The sequence below is a fragment of the Nodosilinea sp. AN01ver1 genome (assembly GCF_050565655.1).
In the GTDB taxonomy this organism is placed as follows: domain Bacteria; phylum Cyanobacteriota; class Cyanobacteriia; order Phormidesmidales; family Phormidesmidaceae; genus Nodosilinea.
This window is the reverse complement of record NZ_JBNXVS010000024.1, coordinates 50,118-70,624: the sequence shown is the minus strand read 5'-3', so window position 1 is coordinate 70,624 and position 20,507 is coordinate 50,118. Positions and strand designations below refer to the sequence as shown.

Here is a 20,507-nt window from a genome sequence, read left to right as displayed (position 1 = left end):
GGTGGGCACTGCCCACCACTCGCGAGAATGTTTCCTGAAATCATCTTGGTCTTTTGTCGAGTTGATTATTCAGTGAGTTTAGCGGCGTACAGTTGGGGGCAATAGCCAGGTCTGCTGCTGGGGCCATTTCGCTGGCCCCAGACCCCCATCGACCAGGACGTTCCGTCGTCCTGGACCTCACGGAAAGGATTAGTTGATCATCGGTTTAAACCTCTGTTTTGCGAATGGGCCTTTTAGCTCTGCAATTTACCTAGTGCAGCAAAACACTTTTCCCTTTTGAACTTTGCATTTTGAACTCCGCGTAGCGGTACCAGACTCCATTTCTTCATCTCTCTTCTCTTCCTCACCTTCTCTAGACCAATGCTCTACGCCTGTGTCTACGCCACTATCCTGCTGGGTTTCTTTGGCATTTTGCTGAAGGAAAATTTGGTAATGAAAATCATCGCGATGGATGTGATGAGTACTGGGGTGATTGCCCTGTTTGTGCTGGTGGCGGCTAGGGGAGGTAATTACACGCCTATTCTCAATGGAGCGTCTTCAGTGGCCTATGCTGACCCGGTGCCTCAGGCGGTGATTTTGACGGCGATCGTGATTGGCTTTTCAATTCAGGCGCTGATGCTGGTGGCGGTGATGAAGCTGGCCCGCGACAACCCGACGTTGGAGACCCGCGCTATTGAAGAGGAGTACCGGCCATGACGCTGTGGACCATGCTTTGGATTGCGCTGCCATTTTTTGTTGGGTTTAGCATTTATCTGCTGCCCCAGGGCGATCGCATTCTCGCTCTGGCCGTCACCCTGGTGTCGATGGCGTACGCCATGGTGCTGTTTGGGCAGCCTGCGCCCCTGAGTTGGCAACTGCTCGACAACTTTGGCGTCACGCTGATGGCCGATAGCCTGAGCGCCTTTTTTATTCTCACCAATGCTCTAGTGACGGCGGCGGTGATTCTCTACTGCTGGTACAGCGGCAAAACCACCTATTTCTACATCCAGGCGATCATTCTCCACGGCAGCGTCAATGCGGCGTTTATCTGCGCCGATTTAATTAGCCTCTACGTGGCGCTGGAGGTGGTTGGGATTGGCACGTTTTTGCTAATTACCTATCCGCGCAGCGATCGCAGTCTTTGGGTGGCGCTGCGCTACCTGTTTGTCAGCAATACGGCCATGCTGTTCTACCTGATGGGGGCGGCGCTGGTGTATCAAACCAATCAGTCTTTTGCCTTTGCGGCCATACAGGGGGCTCCGATTGAGGCTGTGGCCCTGATCTTTGTTGGGTTGTTAACTAAGGGCGGCATCTTTATTTCGGGGCTGTGGCTGCCCCTTACTCATTCCGAGTCCGAGACGCCGGTTTCGGCGCTGATGTCGGGGGTGGTGATCAAGGCTGGGGTGTTTCCGCTGGCGCGGCTGGCGCTCATGCTGGAGGAGATCGACCCGATCGTGCGCATCTTTGGGGCGGGCACCGCTCTACTGGGGGTAGCCTACGCCATGTTTGAAAAAGACACCAAGCGCATGCTGGCTTTTCACACGGTGTCGCAGATGGGGTTTGTGCTGGCGGCTCCCGAGGTAGGCGGTTTCTACGCCCTCACCCACGGCCTAGTAAAAGCGGCCCTGTTTTTAACCGCAGGCGCTTTACCCAGCCGCAAGTTCAAAGAACTGCACAATCAGCCCATTCACACCCCGATCTGGGTTGCCCTGGTGATTGCCAGCTTCTCAATTTCAGGCTTCCCGCTGCTGTCAGGGTTTGGGGCCAAGGTGCTGACGATGAAAAATTTGCTGCCCTGGCAGGTAATTGCCATGAACATAGCCGCTTTGGGAACCGCAATTTCCTTTGCTAAGTTTATTTTCTTGCCCCACAAGTCGGTCAAAGAACAAGCGGTTAAGCGAGGGTTTTGGCCGGCGGTGGTGCTGCTGCTGGCGGGGCTGGTGGTGGCCAATGTGGCCTACTACGACGCCTACAGCCTGGCCAATATAGCTAAGCCGTTGGCTACGATTGCCCTGGGCTGGTTAATCTATCTATTCATTATTCAACGACTGGTGGTGAAGCTGCCTCAGGTGCTGGAGAAGTTTGAACATCTAATCGGTGTGATGAGCGTAATGCTGATGGTTTTGTTTGGCATGGTGCTGGCATGACAGGATATTTAAACATCATTTTGCGGTTGACCATCTGGTTCTTGCTCACCGCCGACCTGAGCTGGGCCAACATTTTGATTGGAGTGGGCGTGACCCTGCTGCTGCCTCGGGGAGTAACGAATTTGGGTCTGCTCAAAGATTGGCTGCGCACGTTGGGGGAGGTCTTGGTGGCGATTCCCCAGGCTTATAAAGAAGCCTTTGAAATTATGGTTTACCCGCACCGAGAAGAAACGGTGGTGCTGGAGCGGGTTAAACCTCGACGCACGCCCAGTCTAATTTTTTTGGATATTTTTCTAATTACCTTTACGCCCAAGACCATTGTGCAGCGCTACCACAATCAGGGCTGGTATGAAGTTCACTACATTCAGCGGGGGAAAACCCCATGACCCTAGTGCTGATTGCGATGATTGGGGCTTTGCTGATACCCATGATCGAGGCCCTTCAGGATGAGGATATCTGGCAGCGCATGCTGGCCTTTGCCAGTATCGCCACTAAAACCTCGGTAATGATTTTGGTGATTGCCGTCTTGCAGAATGACTGGATGATCGGCGTGGTGGGGGTGCTCATTCTCAGCGTGGGCAACGCGGCCCTGATGCTGCTGGCCCACATTATCAAGCGGGTTGACGACGCAATGGAGGGGTGATGATTAATATTCTTAGCTATGCCTGCATTGTGCTGGGCCTGGTGTTTTGGTATTGGGGTACCTGGCCTCTGCTGGGGCGGCGATCGGTGCTGTACAAGCTGCACGGGCTGTCGGTGGCCGACACCCTGGGGTCGATGGCGATCGTGGTGGGGCTGCTGCTGCGCATTCCCCAGGAATGGCCGCTGCTGGTGCTGGCGCTGATTTCGCTGGCAATTTGGAATACGGTGCTGGGCTACGTGCTGGCCTACTGCGTTACCGACGACGTTACCCATGACGTTGGGCAGGAGGCGGGTCATGGCGGATAGCCCGATCATGAGCAGCTATGCCTACGCCATTATGCTGCTGCTGCCGCTGTCGGCGGCGATGGTAATCTTTCAGCAAAACCCCTACCAGGCATTGGTGATGCGGGGCATTTTGGGGGCGATCGCAGCTCTAGTCTACGCCATGCTAGGCGGGGGCGACGTGGCGCTGACTGAGGCCCTGGTGGGAACCATGCTGGCAATCACTCTCTATGTAGTAGCTGTGCGATCGTCGCTGGTCATGCGGCTGGGGGTACTGGAGGGCGAAGGCGCTAAGAACAACCTGCAGTGGCAGCCCATGCTCGACTATTTGCGAGCCCTGCTGAAGCGCTATCAGCTGCGGCTGGAGCTGGTGTCCTACGCCGATGACCAAACGCTGCATCAGGCTTTAGCGGCTAAAGAGGTGCACGGCATTTGTCTGATGAATAGAACAGGTCAAACCGCTGAGGAAGTAGCTCCCCACATTTTGGTGCGAGTGCGGCGGCTGGCGGAGATCTTGGCGACGGAACTGCCGGCGGCGATCGCAGAGGCCAAACTTTACTGCGACGATGAGCCTGCTACCTTACCCCCTTCCCCGACCCTAACCGAGGAGCATTCATGATCTGGGTTTATCTGACGGCGGGGCTGCTGTTCTTTCTCAAAATGCTGATTCTGCCTGACCCGGCAACGGCAAGCGCTGAGTTGGCGGTGGTGGATGCGATCGCCGCCGACACCGGCATTCCCAACGCAGTATCAGGAATCATCTTCCGCAATCGCCTCTACGACACTATCTTTGAGGTCGTGGTGTTTACTATTGCGATTATGGGGGCCAAGTACCTGCTGGCCAACGAAACCCCTACCATTCCCTTCTACAGCTTTACCGACCAGCCGTCCATTGTGCTGGCCCGACTGGGGGCCACCATCGCGGCCTTAGTGGGCATCGAACTAGCGATTCGGGGTCACCTCAGCCCCGGCGGCGGGTTTGCAGCCGGGGTAGCTGGCGGTACCGCGATTGGTCTGATCGCCATTACCGCTGCCTCACCGGAGTGGATGCAGGCGATTTACGAGCGCTGGCGCGCCGCCGCCTGGGAAAAGGTGTCGGTACTGATTTTTATCGTGTTGGCAGTGCTGACCCTGTTAGGCATTGAGCTACCCCCCGGCCAGTTTGGCACATTGCTGAGCGGCGGTGTAATACCGCTGCTAAACATTCTGGTAGCGCTTAAGGTGGCGCTAGGGTCCTGGGCGATCACTCTATTGTTTATTCGCTACCGGGGGCTCCTGTAGGGTACAAAAGACATGCCTATCAACTGGGCTTTATGCAGAAATCTGTAGTAAAAGCCAAGTCAACGTCGGATATGGCTCCACAATTTGCTTTACCTAGAGTTGACTACAGGGTCTTACCTCCTTGGCCGCATTCGCTGGTATAAAACTTCAAGCCGTGACACAGGTTTTCATACTCTTTACCCCAACTAGCGTCGTAGACAGCTTTAGAAAAATTGCCACAGCAACCGCTGGCCAAGATTAGGACGGTTTTCCATAACTGCTTAAGCAATTGAGAACCCACTTAGCGCCCCTGCTTCTAGCGCAGCCGCTCGACCGCGCCCTAACGCGTGAGCTAATCTTCGATCACATCTGGCTCATCAAAGAGCAAGGCTTAGCTGAACGTTACAGCGTCGGCTAGCGTGCTTCTAAGAGAATTGGAGTTTCTCCTAGGGCTGTGACTCCCAGCGCAGCCTGGGGCGATTGCTTATGACACTGGCCCCAGTCCTGATTGAAAATTTGGGCTGGGTAACGGGGTATAGCCATCGTTTCAAGTTCACCAGAGTTATTTCACTGTTTAGATGAGCCGACTCGAGGCTTCCGCATTCCAGGTTGGATGAGGTATCAGCCAAAACACCGAGGTGAAATGGATTCAGACTTTACAGTCTTTTCATTTTCCTGGCAAATATGTGAATAGTTTACCATTCTAGCCTCATATAGGTAGGGCGACTCTACGGTAGGGCATGATACATATTGGAAAGGGTTTGAGCTAAATCTTAAGCACAAAGACCATCAAGATATCCGTTTATTTCTTCTGAACATAAATTTTCACGCAAGCCTTGTAAAAACTCAATCAATTACAAATTTTAGTCATTTATACAAGTTTAAATGACTCTAAAACCATATAAAAAATAGGAGCCGTTTGTGAATTTACTGCAGGAAACAACCTTGTTAGCACAAAGCCAGGACATTAAAAATATTCCTTTTAGCAAGTTTAGTGCGAGTGGAGAAGAACTTCTCTATGTCACAGAGGCAATAGCAAGCGGCGGCATCATAGGTGATGGCAAATATACAAAATTATGCCAGTCATGGCTAAAAGAACAGCTTGCCTCCAAAAAAGTGCTGTTAACCCATTCATGCACTGCAGCGCTAGAAATGGCGTTTATTTTGGCTAATATTCAGCCCGGTGATGAAGTCATCATGCCGTCTTATACCTTTGTCTCTACAGCAAACGCCGTAGTACTGAGGGGCGGCGTACCTGTTTTTGTCGATATTCGACCAGACACCCTAAACTTAGATGAAACCAAGCTTAAAGAGGCAATTACAGCTAAGACCAAAGCAATCGCGCCGGTTCACTATGCAGGAGTGAGTTGCGAGATGGCTCCAATCTCTGAGATTGCATATCAATATGGCCTGCAAATAGTTGAGGATGCAGCTCAAGGCATCTGTTCTAAGTACAACGACCAACCAATCGGTAGCTATGGAAATCTGGCGGCCTTTAGCTTTCATGGAACGAAGAATATAGTTTCAGGAGAAGGTGGTGCATTAGCTATTAATGATCCTTCGCTAATTGAGAGAGCAGAAATAATTTGGGAGAAGGGCACAAACCGCAGCCAGTTTTTCCGAGGCGATGTTGATAAATACACCTGGGTCGATATCGGTTCTTCCTATCTGCCCAGTGATATCCTTGCTGCATTTTTGTGGGCACAGCTTCAGCAAGCCGACAGCATTACCCAACACCGATTAAACATTTGGAATCGGTATCATCTTGCTTTTGAAGAGCTTGAAAAAGACCAAAAAATACAACGCCCAAATATTCCTCAGCAGTGTCAACATAACGCACATATCTATTATCTTTTAGTAGATAGCCTAGAAACGCGCACTAAGATTTTAGCTACTCTAAAGCATTGTGGTGTGCAAGCAACTTTTCACTACGTTCCTCTGCATAACGCCCCAGCAGGACAAAAGTACGGTCGTCAATCTGGTAATTTGGTTGTTACAGAAGATATTTGCGATCGCATTGTCCGCCTGCCTCTTTTTGCCAATATGACTTTTGAAGAGGCAGACTACATTATCTCTCTAGTTCGAAATTCATTGCTCTAAGCAGCGGATGGTAAAGGGCCTTAAGACCAATTTTTTGAATCCGGAGTAAATTTTAATGCGGCTTCTAATTATCAATTTTGCGGGTGATATCCGCACAGATTTTTATCGTCTCAATTCTGGAGGGCCTGAAACATATTATGCGCAAAAATATTCCATTGATTCTTACGCTAGGCTTAGGCAGTATGCAGAAGAAGTAGCAGATCTTGTCTACATAACCCAAGAAGCCTACGACGAACTTTTGCCTAACGGTGTTCGGGCAATTGGTTGTGGCTTTCGCCAGTTTGAAGACATAGATCACAAGAAAATAATTCAGCTAATTGAAAAATTTGATCCGACACATTTAGTTCTATTTACAGTAGACAAAAACGTGCTGGATTGGGCTGTGAAAAAAAAGATTCCAACTATTACCACATTTGCCAATGGGATTTCTATGCAAACTTCCAGTCCTTTGCATAGTTTAGTCAAGAGACTTAAAAATCGTAGAATTATTTCACTACTCAATCAACCAAATATAGAGTGGGTTGGCAGCTATGGTATAAATTCATCGCGCAAACTACAGCACCTAGGAGTTAAGCCAGAAAAAATTGTGCCTTGGGATTTTTTAATTGATCCCAATCCAGGTAATTTTTCGCCTAAGATTCTTCACCCAAATCAGCGGAACTGGAGCCTGTGCTACATAGGCGCTATTTGTGAAGAAAAAGGAGTTGGCGATCTGCTTAAGGCCGTCAAGCAGTTGAAGTCAAGATCGGTTTCTGTGCACCTAAACCTAGTGGGATCAGACAGTACAAATTTTGCTAAGAACATGATCGACAAACTTGATCTACAAGATTCTGTCGAGCTATTAGGGTTTGTTGCTAACCATGAGGTTGAGCCCTTAATGAATAGCATGGATCTTGTTATTGTTCCTAGTCGACATAACTATCCTGAGGGCTTTCCTCTAGTAATTCATCACGCTCTACGCGCTTGCACTCCGATAGTGGCTTCTAACCATCCTATGTTCAAAGGCTACTTACAGCATCATGTCAACGCTATGATTTTTCCTGAAGCTGATGTTTCAGCCTTAGCAGACTGTGTTGAAGAAATTTTAACTAACGCAGACGTCTATCGACGTATTTCCGAAGTTTCTCATGCAACTTGGCAACAGCTTCGACTGCCTGTTAAATGGGCCGATCTGGTGAATAGGTGGGCTAGTCAATCTTCTACCGATTACCAGTGGTTAGCCGATCATAGTTTAAACGGAAGCAAACAGAAGGCTGAAGAGGAGTTTTATCTGCATGCAGACTATGCCTAATCAGGCTATGGAAGCATTTATTGCTACATTGAATAGATAATACGTTCTTGGATTACGCAATTTTCAATCCCTTAGTATTTGCTGATTTATCTATGAAAACCTTTTTGGTTACAGGCGGAGCAGGCTTTATTGGTGCTAACTTTGTGCTTAAAGCGCGAAGAGAAAAGTGGGCTAATATTATTAATCTCGATCAGCTTACCTACGCTAGTAATCCCAATAGCCTAGAATCCTTGCGTAATGATTCAGGCTATCAGTTTGTTCATGGCGATATTGGTGACCTTGAACTAGTTAGCAATGTTTTGCTCAAGTATCGCCCTGATGCTTTGCTACACTTTGCTGCAGAGAGCCACGTTGATCGTTCCATTGTAGGCCCTGAAGCCTTTATTCAAACCAATATCGTCGGTACCTTTAGGCTGTTAGAAGCTGCGCGCAACCATTGGAGTTCTTTGGCATCCACAGAACGCAATGAATTTCGGTTCTTACACGTCTCTACCGATGAGGTATACGGTTCTCTTAACCCCACGGACCCTGCTTTTTGCGAAAATACTCCCTATGCGCCTAACAGTCCATATTCAGCGAGTAAAGCAGCATCTGACCACTTAGTCAGGGCTTATCATCACACCTATGGCCTACCTACTCTTACCACCAATTGTTCCAATAACTATGGTCCGTATCAATTCCCTGAAAAACTAATCCCCTTGACCATTCTTAGTGCTCTCAATGGCAAGCCTTTACCTATTTATGGAGATGGTCAAAACATTAGAGACTGGCTTTATGTTGAGGATCACTGTGACGCAATCTACCAGGTATTGCAAAAGGGACGCATAGGCGAGACTTACAACATTGGCGGTATTAACGAGAAGACCAATCTTTCTGTGGTCGAGTCGATTTGCGCTTTGCTGGATGAGTTAGCCCCTAAAGAAAGCGTGAAATACTCATCGTTGATCACGTTTGTTAAAGACCGCCCTGGCCATGACAGGCGTTATGCCATCAATTGCCAAAAAATTCAATCAGAGCTGGGCTGGTTTCCTAAGGAAAGTTTCGAGAGTGGGCTGCTGAAAACAGTTAAATGGTATTTAGAAAATTCTGACTGGGTTGAAGGAATTCAATCAAAAAAGTATCAGGACTGGATTCACGAGAACTACGCTAGCAGACTAGCATAGAACTACTTAACACTTCAGATTTGTTGGTTTTGAAAACTTTTGGAGTATTTTTATGAAAGGCATTATCTTGGCTGGAGGGACTGGAACCCGTCTCTATCCCCTTACTCTCACCGTTAATAAGCAGCTGATGCCAGTGTATAACAAGCCGATGATTTATTATCCATTGTCGGTATTAATGTTGGCCGGCATTCAAGATATTTTGATTATTTCTACTCCAAATTCTTTGCCTCTATTTCGCCAACTACTACAGGACGGAAGTCAATGGGGCCTGCGATTGAGTTACATGGAGCAACCCCGGCCAGGGGGTATTGCTGAAGCTTTTACCCTAGGCCGCTCATTCATAAATGATGAACCCGTTTGCTTAGTACTAGGCGATAATATCCTTTATGGTGATGGACTGGGAGGGCTGCTACAGCAGTCAGCTCAACTACAGGAAGGAGCTTTAATCTTCGGTTATCAGGTGGCTAATCCACAACAATATGGTGTAATTGAATTTGACCAGGCTGGGCGAGTTATTGGTTTTGAAGAAAAGCCAAAATTTCCTAAATCTCCCTATGCTATACCGGGTATTTATTTTTATGATTCCAAGGTATGTGATTTAGCTGAAACGCTTCGACCTTCGGCACGGGGAGAGTTAGAGATCACAGATCTTAACCAAAAATATCTCGATAGGGGACAGCTTCAGGTCGAAATTCTAGGGCGTGGCTACGCGTGGCTTGATACGGGCACCCATGAGTCACTTCACCAAGCTTCTAGCTTTATTCAAACTCTAGAGGAGCGACAAGGCTTAAAGATAGCTTGTGTGGAGGAAATTGCTTTTCAAAAAGGCTATATTACGGATAACCAGTTGTATCATTTAGCTAAGCCTTTAGCTAAAAGCGAGTACGGAGCGTATCTTATGCAACTGCTAGAGAGCTATTCCTCTCATTTGATTCCTGCTAAAGTCCCAGTTTTAGAGGCCATTTAAGAGAAACCTATTCTGTAAAGCCTTTTCATATGTAGGAAGACGCAATCAGCTATAAGATAATGTAGGCTGGTTTGGGTGCCGTTAATTATTCCTAGGATGTGTTATCGCACCAGCCTAACGCATCAGCCTAGGCTTCTCGGTGAGTTGTGGTGACGGCCACAACTCACCGAGAAGTACATTTTTTTTGGGCCGTCTACGTATTAAATGATTGTGGCGGCACTGGTGTTTCACGCTAGGCTACAGACGTACCCGATGCTGTTGTGACTGCGGCCTCAACTCTGTGAAGGCTTGATTGCTGGTTAAATGGTGTAAGCCTGTAGGAACTCGGGCCGCTTGATAACGACTAACGCTTTTTGTACTGATGAGCTTGGCTGAGGAACCCGGCCACATATTGCTATGTTAGCGCTTACTTTTGGCTGCGCTGGTACGATGTGTAAGATGCGCTATTGTCTCCAATAGAATTTTCTGTCTTGCTTTCCTTAGTAGAATCGGGTCAGAATAAAGAAAAACTTCCCCTCATTTACTTGAAAGGGTTCTCCTAATGCTTGGTTTGGGGGGTGATCTATATTGAGTCCAGTCTGGGAACTGGGGTTTTCTGAAGGCAAAATCCTGGTTCTAGGCTTGCTTTAGGGCTACAAGGCACAGTAACGGCTAACTTCTGCTCCTATGACTGCTACAACTCCGCAATTTCGCTCTTCCTCCCCAGCGGATCAGCCTCAGCTAAACTGCTCTGAGGCTGAGTTAGCCGTGGATGTGGCCATTGTTGGTGGGGGCATTGTTGGGTTAACCTTGGCAGCAGCCCTAGCCCCCTGCGGCATGAGCATTGCTATCATTGAGGCTCAAACGGCAGAGGTGGCAGCCTCCCGGCAGCGGGCTTATGCCTTTTCGTTAACCTCGGCAGATATCTTTAAGGGGTTGGGGCTGTGGCCGCAGATTGGGCCGCAGATCTGCCATTTTGGCAAAGTGCAGCTTTCTGATGGTGACTACGGCAGGGTAGTGCAGTTTTTGCCAACCGACTTGGGTACTGAGGCGGTGTACTACGGGGCCGAACACGGGGTGCTGATGGCGGCACTGCAGGGGGCGATCGCCGCTGCTGCCAACATTCACTACCTGTGCTCGGCTACCCTCAGCGAAATGCACGAGCGAGGCGAATGGGCTGTTGCGGAGGTGACTACGCCAGAGGGCGCGTTTAGGCTGCGATCGCCGCTGTTTGTCGCTGCCGATGGTAAGGGATCGCTCCTGCGGCAGCGGGCGGGCATTGGCAGCGTCGGCTGGCGCTACCGCCAGTCCTGTGTGACTACGGTGCTAGAGCCTGAACATTCTCACCAAAATACGGCCTACGAGCGCTTTTGGCCCAGTGGTCCCTTCGCTATTTTGCCCCTGCCTGGCCAGCGTTGCCAGATCGTGTGGACTGCTCCCCACGCCGAGGCCGAGGCTATTCTGACCCTGCCCGAAGCCGAGTTTATGGCCGAGTTGGAGCGCCGCTATGGCACTCAAATGGGGCAGCTCAAACGGCTGACGTTCCCGGCCCTGTTTCCGGTGCAGCTGATGCAGTGCGATCGCTACGTGCAGCCCCGTTTAGCTCTGGTGGGAGATGCTGCCCACAGCTGCCACCCTGTCGGTGGCCAGGGGCTCAATATGGGCATTCGCGACGCGGCGGCACTAGCCGAAGTGCTGGCTTATGCTTACCAACGGGGGCAAGATCTGGGCGATGTAGGTGTGCTGCGCCGCTACGAGCGCTGGCGACGGACAGAAAACTGGGTCATTCTCAGCTTTACCGACCTGCTTACCCGCACCTTCTCTAATCAAGTTTGGCCGCTGGTGGTCCTGCGGCGGGCGGGGCTATGGATACTGAGCTCGGTGCCCCCTCTCAAGCGGCTAGCCCTACGGTTAATGACAGGGCGACTGGGGCGTGTGCCTAAACTGGCGCGTCTAGGCCAGCAAAGGGGACATCGAGTCTAGCTATGCCCTGAAAAATAGTGGCATCTGCATCGAGCTAAGTGTGCTGGCCCTGAGTGGCTTGACCAGGGCGGTAACAGGTATGAGTCCTTAGATAGCTATTCGTAAGAAGGGCTGTGCGGTTTAAATTTTAGGGGAGGTAGCGACGACACCGATACCTGGTAGAAGAAAGAATAGCTGATTTGATTAAGACTCATCAGAGCTACCGCGATACCTAAGCTTTTTCAGAACCGACCCATTTGGAATAGAAAACACATTACTCTACCTCGCACGCTCCGATGCTTACCCAGCTGGTAGAACCATCTTCCCACCATTCTTTTTTCCAAATTGGGGCGTTGTGCTTGAGGGTGTCGATCGCATACTGACAGGCTGCAAATGCCTCAGCCCGGTGGGGACAGCCTACGGCCACCAGCACGCTAATGTCGCCCACGACGAGTTTGCCGGTGCGGTGGTGAATGACGATGCGAGTGGCGTCAGGCCAGGTATCGCGAATTTGGGCGGCGATTTGCCTGAATACCTCCAGGGCCATCGGTTCGTAGGCCTGGTACTCTAGCGCCACCACGGCCTTGCCCTCGCTATTGTTGCGCACCATGCCGCTCATCACCACCACAGCGCCGTTGACGGGGTCATCGGCGGCGGCATAGACCTCCTCTAACGAGAGGGGGGCAAAGGTGATTTTCAGGTTGTTGGCAGCGGTGTCTACAGAGGGCCCAGAGGTAGCAAGCTGCATAAAGAAGCCATAAAAAACGACAGCGGCGGCACCGACTTAACAAAAATTCGTCTACCGTGATGGGCGGTGATGTCGTGCAGGTGCCCATTCCTATAATCACGCCAGAATCAGGGCTTGGCTAGTATTGGGGCTAACATCCCCTGCCGCCAATGCCTTGCATTATAGGATGGCCCTGCTGCTCAGGTCTTAGTCGAGTTGGAGGTATACCGTGGTTGATCTATCGGCCTGCCAAATTACATCGGCGGGTGACCTAACGCGATCGCTCTGGCGACTGCTCAATCTACTCATGCAGCCGAGTATTGTGCTGCCGATGCTAGCCGTCATGATTGCCGCCCCCTGGGTGGTGCGCCCCCGCCGGTGGAAACGCCGAATTAGCCTGGTGGGGGTCATGCTGCTGCTGTTGTACAGCCTGGGATTGTCTCCTCTGGGAGTCTCGCTGGGAGGCGAGGGGCTGGCGCGACTGATTCCCCGCGATAGCGGCCAGCCAGCCGATGCCATTGTGGTGCTGGGGCGGGGGAGAGACTTTCGTGCCAGCCGGGTGCAGGTGGCGGCCGACCTGTGGCGGCAGCAGCGATCGCCCCTGATCTTTGTCAGTGGACGCGGTGATGCCATCGAAATTGCCAGGATGTTAGAGTCCACTGGAGTCCCGGCGTCGGCGATCGACGGTGAACCCTGCTCTGCCACCACTAACGAAAATGCCCTGTTTACCGCCGCCCTGCTGCAGCCCCAGGGCATTAGGCGGCTGATTTTGGTGACCGACCCGCCCCATATGGCGCGATCGCTGCTCACCTTCCGCAGTCTAGGGTTTGAGGTCACCCCCCACCCCAGCCCGGTGCCTAAAAGCCTAGACACCCGGAAGCGCCAGTTTTTAGTGCTGCGCGAGTGGGCTGGTCTGATCGGCTACGGCATGATGGGCCGCTATTTTGCGCGGGAAACCGGAGAGCCGGGGTTTGAGGTGAGAGCAGGGTAGGCCGTGGGTGAGGAAGGAAAAGTTCAAAGTTCAAAATTTTGAATTCTCAAGTTTGAATTCTCAAGTTTGAATTTATCCGCCCACCTACTCACCTACCCACTACCCACCTACCCATCCACTCATCCCCCCTTATCCCCTACCCCGATCAAATACAGCAGGGCCATACGCACGGCGACGCCGCTGGTGACCTGGTCGCCGATCAGGCTTAGCTCTGGGTCATCCATAACGTCGGAGCTGATTTCGACGCCGCGGTTGACGGGGCCGGGATGCAGCACCTTAACGGTGGGCTGGCAGGGTTGCAGGCGATCGCGCGTGATGCCGAAGCCCTGGTGGTACTCGCGCAGGCTGGGCAGCAGATGCTGGGTCATGCGCTCTTTTTGCAGGCGCAGGGTCATCACAAAGTCGGCTCCCTCTAGGGCTGGGGCTAGGGTGCTGTGCTGCACAATGGCGCGAGGAATGGCGATTGGCGACTGGCTCACGAAGGCGTCGGCGAAGCCGGGGGGCAGCAGAGTGGGTGGGGCGGCCAGGTGTACCTCGGCCCCGCAGGCGGTGAGGCACCACAGGTTGGAGCGAGCCACGCGGGAGTGCAGAATGTCGCCGACCAGGGCAATTTTTTTACCTGCTAGCAGCGCGGCGGTCGGGTGATCCGGATTTAGGGTCAGGCCCAGCGTGAATAGATCGAGTAGGGCCTGGGAGGGGTGGGCGTGTAGCCCATCGCCGCCGTTAAGCACGCCGACTCCTGTTTGCAGCCGGTCCATTTCGGCGGCGATCGCCCCCGGCACCCCCGACTCCTGGTGGCGAATGACCATCAGGTTGGTGCCCATGGCCAGGTACGTCTTGGCGGTGTCTAGAATGGTTTCACCCTTAGTCAGCGACGAGGTGCCGGGGGCAAAGTTGAGCACGTCTGCCGACAGCCGCTTGGCGGCCAGTTCAAAGCTGCTGCGGGTGCGGGTCGAGGGCTCGAAGAACATATTGGTGACCACTAACCCCTGCAGGGCGGGCACCTTACGGGTGCGGCGCGACAGCACCTGCCAAAAGCTCACCGCTGTTTCCATTACCGTTTCTAGCTCCGCCGCCGTAAAATCGGCCAGCGACAGCACGTGTCGTCGATTCCAGGAAGCACTTGCCATGACCCGTTGTCCCAACCCAGTTCAATACCGTCCTCACCATACCTGGCTTGGGTGCCTAGGGATAAATTTTGGCCAGCGCTCTGGGGCGATTTTCCTGGCCCTGCTGGGATTGCTGGGGGGGTGTGCTGTGGCGACGGGAGGCACAGCGACCGCACCAAATACCGCCAGCTCCAATGACGCCGCGATCGCCACTCCGTTTGAATCCATTGCCCTGGCCCCTAGCCCCGCTGAAGCGTTAGTCAACGCCAGCCGCTTGATGCAGGCCAAGGCCCGCCGCCTAGTGGCGCCCGCCGACCCGGTGGCCGTCGATCTCTACACCCTCGACGAGCGCTGCGAAAACTACCGGCGAGAGCCCATTCTCGTGCCTCGTCCTCAGAGTATGGAAACCACTGTCGATCTGATCCTGGCTGAGCAGGCCATTCCAGAGCTAACCCTTTCGGGGTATCGCACTCGCTTTGATCCAGAAACCAAGATCGTCACCATTGACCTGCGCGTGGCCCGCACCTCGCGGCGGGTGCTACAGTCGCTGTCGGTGTGCGAACAAAAGGCGCTGCTGGGCAGCCTGCGCGAAACGCTGGTTAACCAGCCCGACTGGAAGATTGAGTCGGTGACGTTCACGAACCGGGGCACCCCCCTAGTGCTGTGAATTCAAAGCCTGTATGCGCAGGGGCAAGCGATTGTTTGCCCCTGTCTACTGGTCTACTGGGAGGCACCAGCCTGACGTCTAGATCGGCTTAGAGACTACTTGGGTAGCCCCAGCACAGAGCACGGGGTTTGAGTATCTAGCTGCTGCACCAGGCGGTGCTTAGCCGTATGACAACCAACCAGCAGCACTTCAGCCTCGATCTCCTTGGCCACCTGGCTGAGCTCCGTTGCCACCTGGCCGACCCGCAGGTGGGCATTGAGCGACCCACGCCATTCACTAGCTAGGCAGCGGGCCTGCCAGAGTATGCGATCGGCATTGGCGATAGTTTTGGGGCGAGTTTTATCGACCACATAAACTACATGCACCTGTACAGGATTGGGCTTGGCCAAACGAGTTTGATGGGCTACACATAGGGCCAGGTCGAGAGCCGCCTGACTGTGGGCCGAGCCACTGTAACCCACCACAAAATTAATCGTTTTCTCGTCGATGTTAAGGCCTGCAATTGGCGGTTTGGGCCGCAGCAGTAGAACAATCTTTTTGGCCAGATCGCGGCGACCCAGGGCCGCTTCTAAACGCATAATCATGGGCTTGATCGTGGCCTCGGGGGAAACCTGAGGGGCGATCGAATGGGACTGCCTTGATGGGGCAGAGAGGTGCGATTTGAGCTGCATGAGACCCTCCTGGAGCCTAATCATGAACAGCGAACAAGTCGTGTTAACACGACTTAGGACACTGAAACAATCAACGCATTAGCGTAAATGGTGATAGTTCAGTCTCCCTCAACGCCGACGAGGTTAGCTGACGGGCTAGGGTTGAGAGATACCCTTTTCCGATTACCCTTCATGGGGGTTTAAAGAACTCGGAAACACGCCCCTTTACTTGGTTCCCCCGCTCTAGCCGTTAGGACGACTAAATTAGGCTGACTTGTTCGATGTCTAAATTGTAGAAGGGAAAAATGAAAAGCGTCAACGAATCCTTAACATTGTGTGACTATTTGTATCGCTTAATACAGTCGTTGCTGTGAATAAATATTTTTATTTTTTCGGGTGAAATTACTAACTTAAATAGAAAGCATTGATGCATCACTAACGATGTTTTTAGAAAGGATTTTTCTGCTCAAACATCTTTCGTTAGAAGTATTTTTGAATTCTTTAAAGATAGATGGGGCTGCGATCGCAGCCCCAAAGCTAGCGATAGCGCTGGGTCAGCCGGTCGAGCCGCTCCAGCTCATCGGTAGTCAATTGCCAACCCAGTGCCCCCGCATTCTGCGCCGCCTGACGGGCATTTTTAGCGCCAGGAATGGGCATTACATTACCCTGAGCCACCAGCCAGTTGAGGGCCACCTGGGCCGGGGTGCGATCGCGCCTTTCACCGATTTCCCGTAGTGTCTGAATGACCGGCATCAGCTTGGTGAGACCGCTCTGGCTAAAGCGGGGGTCAAGCCAGCGGGCTCCGGTGGGTTTGAGATCGGCCTCTGGCGTATACTTACCCGTCAGCAAGCCCTGGGCTAAGGGACTGTAGGCGAGAATTGTGACCCCCAGTTCCCGCGCTGTGGCGATGACGCCATTGGTCTCCAGTTGGCGGTGAAGCAGAGAATACTGCACCTGATTTACCGCCAGGGGTACGCCCTGCGCGGCCAGATAGCCGTGGGCCTCGCGCATTTGGGTGGCAGAGTAGTTGCTCACCCCCACTGCGCCGAGGCGGCCCCGCTTGACCTCTGCCGCCAGGGCCTGCATCAGGTCTTTTTGGCTGAGCAGAAAACTCACCGGCTGATGCACTTGGTACAGCGCTACCGAGGCCACCTGAAGGCGATCGAGGCTGGCGGACAGGGCCTCGGCCACAGACTGCTTTGAAAAGCGCCAGGGCAGCGGAAAGTATTTGGTGGCCACTATCGCCTTCTGATCGGTCTGCTGAGGGCGCTGCTGCATAAATTGACCGATCAAACGCTCCGACTGGCCAAAGCCATAGATCTCAGCCGTGTCGAATAGGGTGAGGCCGTTGTCGAGGGTAGCGTCGAAAGCGGCGTGCAAATCGCTGTCGCTGTAGGCTTTGCCGTAGTCCCAAAAGAGCGAGTCGCCCCAGGCCCAGGTGCCTACGCCCAGGGCCGGTACAACCATGCCGTTGGGACCCAGCGTCACGGTTTGCAGATTGGCAGTGGGGGACATAGGACAGGCTCCGAAACTGGGAAACAGCGGGGATCGCGACAGCCTTATTGTAAACTTTGGTAAAGAGCTTTCAGAATCATCCCCAAGGAAGAACCTGACATGAACCGCCGTCATTTTCTGCAAGTCGCTCTGGGTCTCTGCCTGGTGTGCCTTAGTTGGTTGGCCGCGCCCCTGCCCGCGCTGGCAATGGGGGGTACCCAGATTCCGCTAGGCGAACCGGCTCCAGAGTTTACGCTGCCGACCAATGCTGGGGATGGAGAAATTTCGCTGGCAGACTTTCGAGGGCAGTGGGTGGTGCTGTACTTTTACCCCCGCGACTTTACCTCAGGCTGCACGATTGAGGCCCAACGGTTTGAGCGCGATATAGCGGAGTACCAGGCTCGCAATGCTCAGATTATTGGTGTCAGCGCCGACAGCGTTGAGTCTCACGCGGAGTTTTGTGATGCCGAGGGGCTAGAGTTTCCGCTGCTGTCTGATCCTAGAGGGGCGGTCAGTAAGGCCTATGGGTCTTGGCTGGGGGCGATGTCGCTGCGGCACACGTATATCATTGGCCCCGACGGCACTATGCAGGCTCGCTTTTTAGGCGTACAGCCGGTCATTCACAGTCGTGAGGTGCTGGCTAAGCTGGACGAGCTACAGCAGGCAGCGTAGGGGTTGAGGTGAAATAGGGTGGTTAGGGCCACCAATAGATTTGGCCACCGGCTATCGGCGAGAGAACGCGATCGCGATCGCTGTGGCATCGGGTATTCAAATAAAGACAGATCTCTCTCAATATGCGACGGTCAGGTGGGGTAGTTAGTCAAGATGGTTCTCCCCTAGGCTTGAGTAAATCATTTGGACGTCGCCAAAACTCAGGCTCGAATGCGATCGCGTCTCCCCTCCGGCCAAGCTGGTGTGATCTGCCCTACATCCAAATAGGACACTGAGCGTCTAAACCATTACAAGATGCCTAAGGTCACGGGTCGAAACGGCCTGGGCCAATAGACTCTAAACAGTGATACAGTAATCGATCTTTGATTTGGGCCACCTCTAGGGAGAGAAAGGGCGCATGAATTCGCTCGGACGACATATTTTGGTTGAGTTTTTCGGCTGTTCGTCGGACATTCTCAACGACGTACCGCTAATTGAGAGCAGCATGGTGGGTGCTGCCGCCGATGCCGGGGCTACAGTAATTAGCTCCGTGTTTCACCATTTTTCGCCCTTTGGCGTATCGGGGGTGGTGGTAATTCAAGAGAGCCACCTGGCCATTCACACCTGGCCTGAGTATCGCTACGCAGCGGTGGATCTATTTACCTGCGGCGACACCGTCAACCCCTGGATTTCATTTGATAAGCTCAAGCTTGCCTTCAAGGCAGACTATGGCTCGGCGCTAGAGATGAACCGAGGCCAACTCGAACTGCTGGAGCGTGTTGACGTTGACCTTGGCGAACTGCGCGACGAGGTCACCAATAAATTAATCACCCCTAAACAGAGCCGCAGCGTCTGGTTTACCGACAAAAATGACGACATTGCCCTGTCAATTCGCCACAAGGGCGATCGCGTTTTTCGCGAAAAATCACCCTACCAAACGGTCGAGATTTTTGACACCTTTGCCTACGGCAAAATGCTCACCATCGACAACATGGTGATGTGCAGCGAAAAGGATGAAAACGCCTATCACGAGATGATCATCCACGTGCCGATGCTGCTCAACCCCAGCTTTAAGAACGTGCTGGTGATTGGCGGCGGCGACGGCGGCAGTGTACGCGAAATTCTCCGCCACCCGCAGGTAGAAAACGTCACCATGGTCGAAATTGACGAAGCCGTAGTGCGAGCCTCAAAGGAATTTTTGCCCTCGCTCTCCGGTGCCCTCGATGACCCCAAACTCGACCTCCGCATTGAGGACGGCATCGCCTTTGTAGCCAACGCCCCCGATGCCAGCTACGACCTGATTGTGATCGACTCTTCTGACCCGGTAGGGCCGTCGGAGGGGCTGTTTAGCACCGAGTTTTACAAGCAGGTGTACCGGGTTCTTAAGTCCGGCGGCGCGATCACAGCCCAGAGCGAGTCGCCCCGGTTTAACCAGCGGGCTTTTGTGGATATTCACCATTGCCTGAAGGGTATTTTTGGCGACGAAAATGTGTTCTGTTATCTGGCGTTTATCCCCACCTACCCAACGGGCATGTGGAGCTTTAACTACGCCACTAAGGGCGCGGCCCACCCGATCCAGGGCATGGATGCGGCGAAGTCTGAGGCGTTTGCGGCTGAGCACGGCTTACAGTACTACAACGTGGGCATGCACCAGGCGGCCTTTGCGCTGCCCACCTTCGTACAGACTATGCTGAAGGGGTAGAGGAAACTGTTGGAGATAGGAGAAGCGTAGTTTCTCCTATCTTCGGTTCTACTGTGCAAAGGAATTTTGTCGTTTTCAGGTCAGGCTGGTATGGCGATCGCGCAGATTGAACTACCCATGGAGCAAATTGTGGAGTTCTGCGATCGCTGGCAAGTCACAGAATTTTCTCTATTTGGATCTGCTCTGCGCGACGATTTTCATGCCGACAGCGATATCGATGTGATGGTGCAATTTCACCCAAAAGCCCATCCAACCTTTCGCACCCTCGATCGCATGGAAGCAGAGCTGAGGGTTTTGTTTGGCCGAGAGGTCGATCTGATCACGCGTCAGGGCATTGAAACCAGTCTTAACTACCTGCGTCGCCGCGAAATTCTTTCCTCTGCCCAGGTGGTTTATGCAACGGGATCTTCAGTTTCTGCTTGATATGCTGCAATCGGCAGAGCTAATTGTCTCCTACACAAAGCACTCTTCTGAGGCCGAGTTTGCTGAGGATATTCAGCTTCAAGATGCCGTGATTCGTCGCATACTGGTGATTGCCGAAGCCGCCAAGCGGGTTTCGGAATCGACTCGACAGGCCTTGCCCAACATTGCTTGGACAGAAATCAACGGCAGGCGAAATCGCCTAGTACATGGCTATGATGACATCAATCTCAGCGTTGTTTGGAACGTGGTTCAGGCCGAGATTCCTCCTTTAATTACAGAGCTGACGTTACATATTCCTTTAGAAAATTGAGCTGACCTCAA

At 52.7% G+C, this 20,507-nt stretch carries 22 protein-coding genes and 1 riboswitch; of the genes, 18 read left to right on the top strand and 4 right to left on the bottom strand.

Annotated elements, in window-relative coordinates; genetic code table 11:
* Positions 1-360: 360 nt before the first annotated feature.
* The 12 genes from ACQ4N7_RS18185 to ACQ4N7_RS18130 all read left to right on the top strand — a co-directional run bounded on the left by ACQ4N7_RS18185 (position 361) and on the right by ACQ4N7_RS18130 (position 11,793).
* Entirely contained in the window at positions 361-696 is a 336-nt protein-coding gene (locus ACQ4N7_RS18185) for a cation:proton antiporter subunit C (RefSeq protein ID WP_430712910.1), read from the top strand.
* Positions 693-2,126, top strand: a complete 1,434-nt coding sequence (locus ACQ4N7_RS18180) for a cation:proton antiporter (protein WP_430712909.1) — start codon at positions 693-695, stop codon at positions 2,124-2,126. The genes ACQ4N7_RS18185 and ACQ4N7_RS18180 overlap by 4 nt, the downstream gene beginning before the upstream one ends.
* Complete coding sequence (locus tag ACQ4N7_RS18175; protein WP_430712908.1) at positions 2,123-2,512, top strand: cation:proton antiporter; 390 nt, start codon at positions 2,123-2,125, stop codon at positions 2,510-2,512. The genes ACQ4N7_RS18180 and ACQ4N7_RS18175 overlap by 4 nt, the downstream gene beginning before the upstream one ends.
* A complete protein-coding gene (locus ACQ4N7_RS18170) occupies positions 2,509-2,769 on the top strand; it encodes a hypothetical protein (protein ID WP_430712907.1) in 261 nt (86 codons plus the stop codon). The genes ACQ4N7_RS18175 and ACQ4N7_RS18170 overlap by 4 nt, the downstream gene beginning before the upstream one ends.
* Positions 2,769-3,074, top strand: a complete 306-nt coding sequence (locus tag ACQ4N7_RS18165) for a monovalent cation/H(+) antiporter subunit G (RefSeq protein ID WP_430712906.1) — start codon at positions 2,769-2,771, stop codon at positions 3,072-3,074. The genes ACQ4N7_RS18170 and ACQ4N7_RS18165 overlap by 1 nt, the downstream gene beginning before the upstream one ends.
* Positions 3,064-3,669 carry a DUF4040 domain-containing protein gene (locus ACQ4N7_RS18160; protein WP_430712905.1) on the top strand — a complete coding sequence of 202 codons (606 nt, stop codon included), beginning with the start codon at positions 3,064-3,066 and terminating at the stop codon, positions 3,667-3,669. Before ACQ4N7_RS18165 ends, ACQ4N7_RS18160 begins: the two co-directional genes overlap by 11 nt.
* Positions 3,666-4,331 (top strand): Na(+)/H(+) antiporter subunit B, encoded by a 666-nt coding sequence (locus ACQ4N7_RS18155; RefSeq protein ID WP_430712904.1) that lies wholly within the window; start codon positions 3,666-3,668, stop codon positions 4,329-4,331. The genes ACQ4N7_RS18160 and ACQ4N7_RS18155 overlap by 4 nt, the downstream gene beginning before the upstream one ends.
* 900 nt (positions 4,332-5,231) lie before the next feature.
* A complete protein-coding gene (rffA, locus tag ACQ4N7_RS18150) occupies positions 5,232-6,410 on the top strand; it encodes a dTDP-4-amino-4,6-dideoxygalactose transaminase (protein ID WP_430712903.1) in 1,179 nt (392 codons plus the stop codon).
* 55 nt (positions 6,411-6,465) lie between these two features.
* Complete coding sequence (locus ACQ4N7_RS18145; RefSeq protein WP_430712902.1) at positions 6,466-7,701, top strand: glycosyltransferase family 4 protein; 1,236 nt, start codon at positions 6,466-6,468, stop codon at positions 7,699-7,701.
* A gap of 92 nt (positions 7,702-7,793) precedes the next feature.
* Positions 7,794-8,864 carry a dTDP-glucose 4,6-dehydratase gene (gene rfbB / locus ACQ4N7_RS18140; protein ID WP_430712925.1) on the top strand — a complete coding sequence of 357 codons (1,071 nt, stop codon included), beginning with the start codon at positions 7,794-7,796 and terminating at the stop codon, positions 8,862-8,864.
* Between the two features lie 52 nt (positions 8,865-8,916).
* The gene (rfbA, locus tag ACQ4N7_RS18135; RefSeq protein ID WP_430712901.1) at positions 8,917-9,831 is read left to right on the top strand and encodes a glucose-1-phosphate thymidylyltransferase RfbA; all 915 of its coding nucleotides are present in this window, start codon (positions 8,917-8,919) and stop codon (positions 9,829-9,831) included.
* Between the two features lie 666 nt (positions 9,832-10,497).
* Positions 10,498-11,793, top strand: coding sequence for an FAD-dependent hydroxylase (locus ACQ4N7_RS18130; RefSeq protein ID WP_430712900.1), 1,296 nt, complete (start codon positions 10,498-10,500; stop codon positions 11,791-11,793).
* Positions 11,794-12,046: 253 nt separating this feature from the next.
* Here the strand turns inward: ACQ4N7_RS18130 and ACQ4N7_RS18125 are convergent, their stop codons facing one another.
* Entirely contained in the window at positions 12,047-12,520 is a 474-nt protein-coding gene (locus tag ACQ4N7_RS18125) for a molybdenum cofactor biosynthesis protein MoaE (RefSeq protein ID WP_430712899.1), read from the bottom strand.
* A gap of 208 nt (positions 12,521-12,728) precedes the next feature.
* Here ACQ4N7_RS18125 and ACQ4N7_RS18120 point away from each other — a divergent pair, with 208 nt between their 5' ends.
* The gene (locus tag ACQ4N7_RS18120) at positions 12,729-13,490 is read left to right on the top strand and encodes a YdcF family protein (protein ID WP_430712898.1); all 762 of its coding nucleotides are present in this window, start codon (positions 12,729-12,731) and stop codon (positions 13,488-13,490) included.
* Positions 13,491-13,609: 119 nt separating this feature from the next.
* Here the strand turns inward: ACQ4N7_RS18120 and ACQ4N7_RS18115 are convergent, their stop codons facing one another.
* Complete coding sequence (locus ACQ4N7_RS18115; protein ID WP_430712897.1) at positions 13,610-14,620, bottom strand: aspartate carbamoyltransferase catalytic subunit; 1,011 nt, start codon at positions 14,618-14,620, stop codon at positions 13,610-13,612.
* Between ACQ4N7_RS18115 and ACQ4N7_RS18110 the strand changes: the two genes are divergently transcribed.
* Entirely contained in the window at positions 14,619-15,266 is a 648-nt protein-coding gene (locus ACQ4N7_RS18110) for a hypothetical protein (RefSeq protein WP_430712896.1), read from the top strand. The genes ACQ4N7_RS18115 and ACQ4N7_RS18110 overlap by 2 nt on opposite strands.
* Positions 15,267-15,361: 95 nt before the next feature.
* On the opposite strand, the gene ACQ4N7_RS18105 is transcribed toward ACQ4N7_RS18110, so the two are convergent.
* Together ACQ4N7_RS18105 and ACQ4N7_RS18100 are read right to left on the bottom strand one after the other, a co-directional pair.
* On the bottom strand, positions 15,362-15,937 hold the full coding sequence (locus tag ACQ4N7_RS18105; RefSeq protein ID WP_430712895.1) for a universal stress protein: 576 nt from the start codon (positions 15,935-15,937) through the stop codon (positions 15,362-15,364).
* Positions 15,938-16,035: 98 nt separating this feature from the next.
* Positions 16,036-16,197: riboswitch (cyclic di-AMP (ydaO/yuaA leader) on the bottom strand.
* Positions 16,198-16,453: 256 nt separating this feature from the next.
* Positions 16,454-17,431: an aldo/keto reductase gene (locus ACQ4N7_RS18100; RefSeq protein ID WP_430712894.1), complete on the bottom strand. Its 978-nt coding sequence runs from the start codon at positions 17,429-17,431 to the stop codon at positions 16,454-16,456.
* 99 nt (positions 17,432-17,530) lie between these two features.
* On the opposite strand from ACQ4N7_RS18100, the gene ACQ4N7_RS18095 reads away from it, so the two are divergent.
* From ACQ4N7_RS18095 to ACQ4N7_RS18080, 4 genes are all read left to right on the top strand, one after another.
* A complete protein-coding gene (locus ACQ4N7_RS18095; protein WP_430712893.1) occupies positions 17,531-18,082 on the top strand; it encodes a peroxiredoxin in 552 nt (183 codons plus the stop codon).
* 397 nt (positions 18,083-18,479) lie between these two features.
* Positions 18,480-19,763, top strand: coding sequence for a polyamine aminopropyltransferase (gene speE, locus ACQ4N7_RS18090; protein WP_430712892.1), 1,284 nt, complete (start codon positions 18,480-18,482; stop codon positions 19,761-19,763).
* 90 nt (positions 19,764-19,853) lie between these two features.
* Positions 19,854-20,186 (top strand): nucleotidyltransferase family protein, encoded by a 333-nt coding sequence (locus ACQ4N7_RS18085; protein WP_430712891.1) that lies wholly within the window; start codon positions 19,854-19,856, stop codon positions 20,184-20,186.
* Positions 20,158-20,496, top strand: coding sequence for a HepT-like ribonuclease domain-containing protein (locus ACQ4N7_RS18080; protein WP_430712890.1), 339 nt, complete (start codon positions 20,158-20,160; stop codon positions 20,494-20,496). Before ACQ4N7_RS18085 ends, ACQ4N7_RS18080 begins: the two co-directional genes overlap by 29 nt.
* Positions 20,497-20,507: the final 11 nt, after the last annotated feature.

Bases quoted from the DNA above. Each gene is read 5' to 3' on its own strand.
- ACQ4N7_RS18185 (WP_430712910.1), top strand. From the start codon at position 361: ATGCTCTACGCCTGTGTCTACGCCACTATCCTGCTGGGTTTCTTTGGC.
- ACQ4N7_RS18180 (WP_430712909.1), top strand. From the start codon at position 693: ATGACGCTGTGGACCATGCTTTGGATTGCGCTGCCATTTTTTGTTGGG.
- ACQ4N7_RS18175 (WP_430712908.1), top strand. From the start codon at position 2,123: ATGACAGGATATTTAAACATCATTTTGCGGTTGACCATCTGGTTCTTG.
- ACQ4N7_RS18170 (WP_430712907.1), top strand. From the start codon at position 2,509: ATGACCCTAGTGCTGATTGCGATGATTGGGGCTTTGCTGATACCCATG.
- ACQ4N7_RS18165 (WP_430712906.1), top strand. From the start codon at position 2,769: ATGATTAATATTCTTAGCTATGCCTGCATTGTGCTGGGCCTGGTGTTT.
- ACQ4N7_RS18160 (WP_430712905.1), top strand. From the start codon at position 3,064: ATGGCGGATAGCCCGATCATGAGCAGCTATGCCTACGCCATTATGCTG.
- ACQ4N7_RS18155 (WP_430712904.1), top strand. From the start codon at position 3,666: ATGATCTGGGTTTATCTGACGGCGGGGCTGCTGTTCTTTCTCAAAATG.
- ACQ4N7_RS18145 (WP_430712902.1), top strand. From the start codon at position 6,466: ATGCGGCTTCTAATTATCAATTTTGCGGGTGATATCCGCACAGATTTT.
- rfbB (WP_430712925.1), top strand. From the start codon at position 7,794: ATGAAAACCTTTTTGGTTACAGGCGGAGCAGGCTTTATTGGTGCTAAC.
- rfbA (WP_430712901.1), top strand. From the start codon at position 8,917: ATGAAAGGCATTATCTTGGCTGGAGGGACTGGAACCCGTCTCTATCCC.
- ACQ4N7_RS18130 (WP_430712900.1), top strand. From the start codon at position 10,498: ATGACTGCTACAACTCCGCAATTTCGCTCTTCCTCCCCAGCGGATCAG.
- ACQ4N7_RS18125 (WP_430712899.1), bottom strand. From the start codon at position 12,520: ATGCAGCTTGCTACCTCTGGGCCCTCTGTAGACACCGCTGCCAACAAC.
- ACQ4N7_RS18110 (WP_430712896.1), top strand. From the start codon at position 14,619: ATGACCCGTTGTCCCAACCCAGTTCAATACCGTCCTCACCATACCTGG.
- ACQ4N7_RS18115 (WP_430712897.1), bottom strand. From the start codon at position 14,620: ATGGCAAGTGCTTCCTGGAATCGACGACACGTGCTGTCGCTGGCCGAT.
- ACQ4N7_RS18105 (WP_430712895.1), bottom strand. From the start codon at position 15,937: ATGCAGCTCAAATCGCACCTCTCTGCCCCATCAAGGCAGTCCCATTCG.
- ACQ4N7_RS18100 (WP_430712894.1), bottom strand. From the start codon at position 17,431: ATGTCCCCCACTGCCAATCTGCAAACCGTGACGCTGGGTCCCAACGGC.
- ACQ4N7_RS18095 (WP_430712893.1), top strand. From the start codon at position 17,531: ATGAACCGCCGTCATTTTCTGCAAGTCGCTCTGGGTCTCTGCCTGGTG.
- speE (WP_430712892.1), top strand. From the start codon at position 18,480: ATGAATTCGCTCGGACGACATATTTTGGTTGAGTTTTTCGGCTGTTCG.
- ACQ4N7_RS18085 (WP_430712891.1), top strand. From the start codon at position 19,854: ATGGCGATCGCGCAGATTGAACTACCCATGGAGCAAATTGTGGAGTTC.
- ACQ4N7_RS18080 (WP_430712890.1), top strand. From the start codon at position 20,158: ATGCAACGGGATCTTCAGTTTCTGCTTGATATGCTGCAATCGGCAGAG.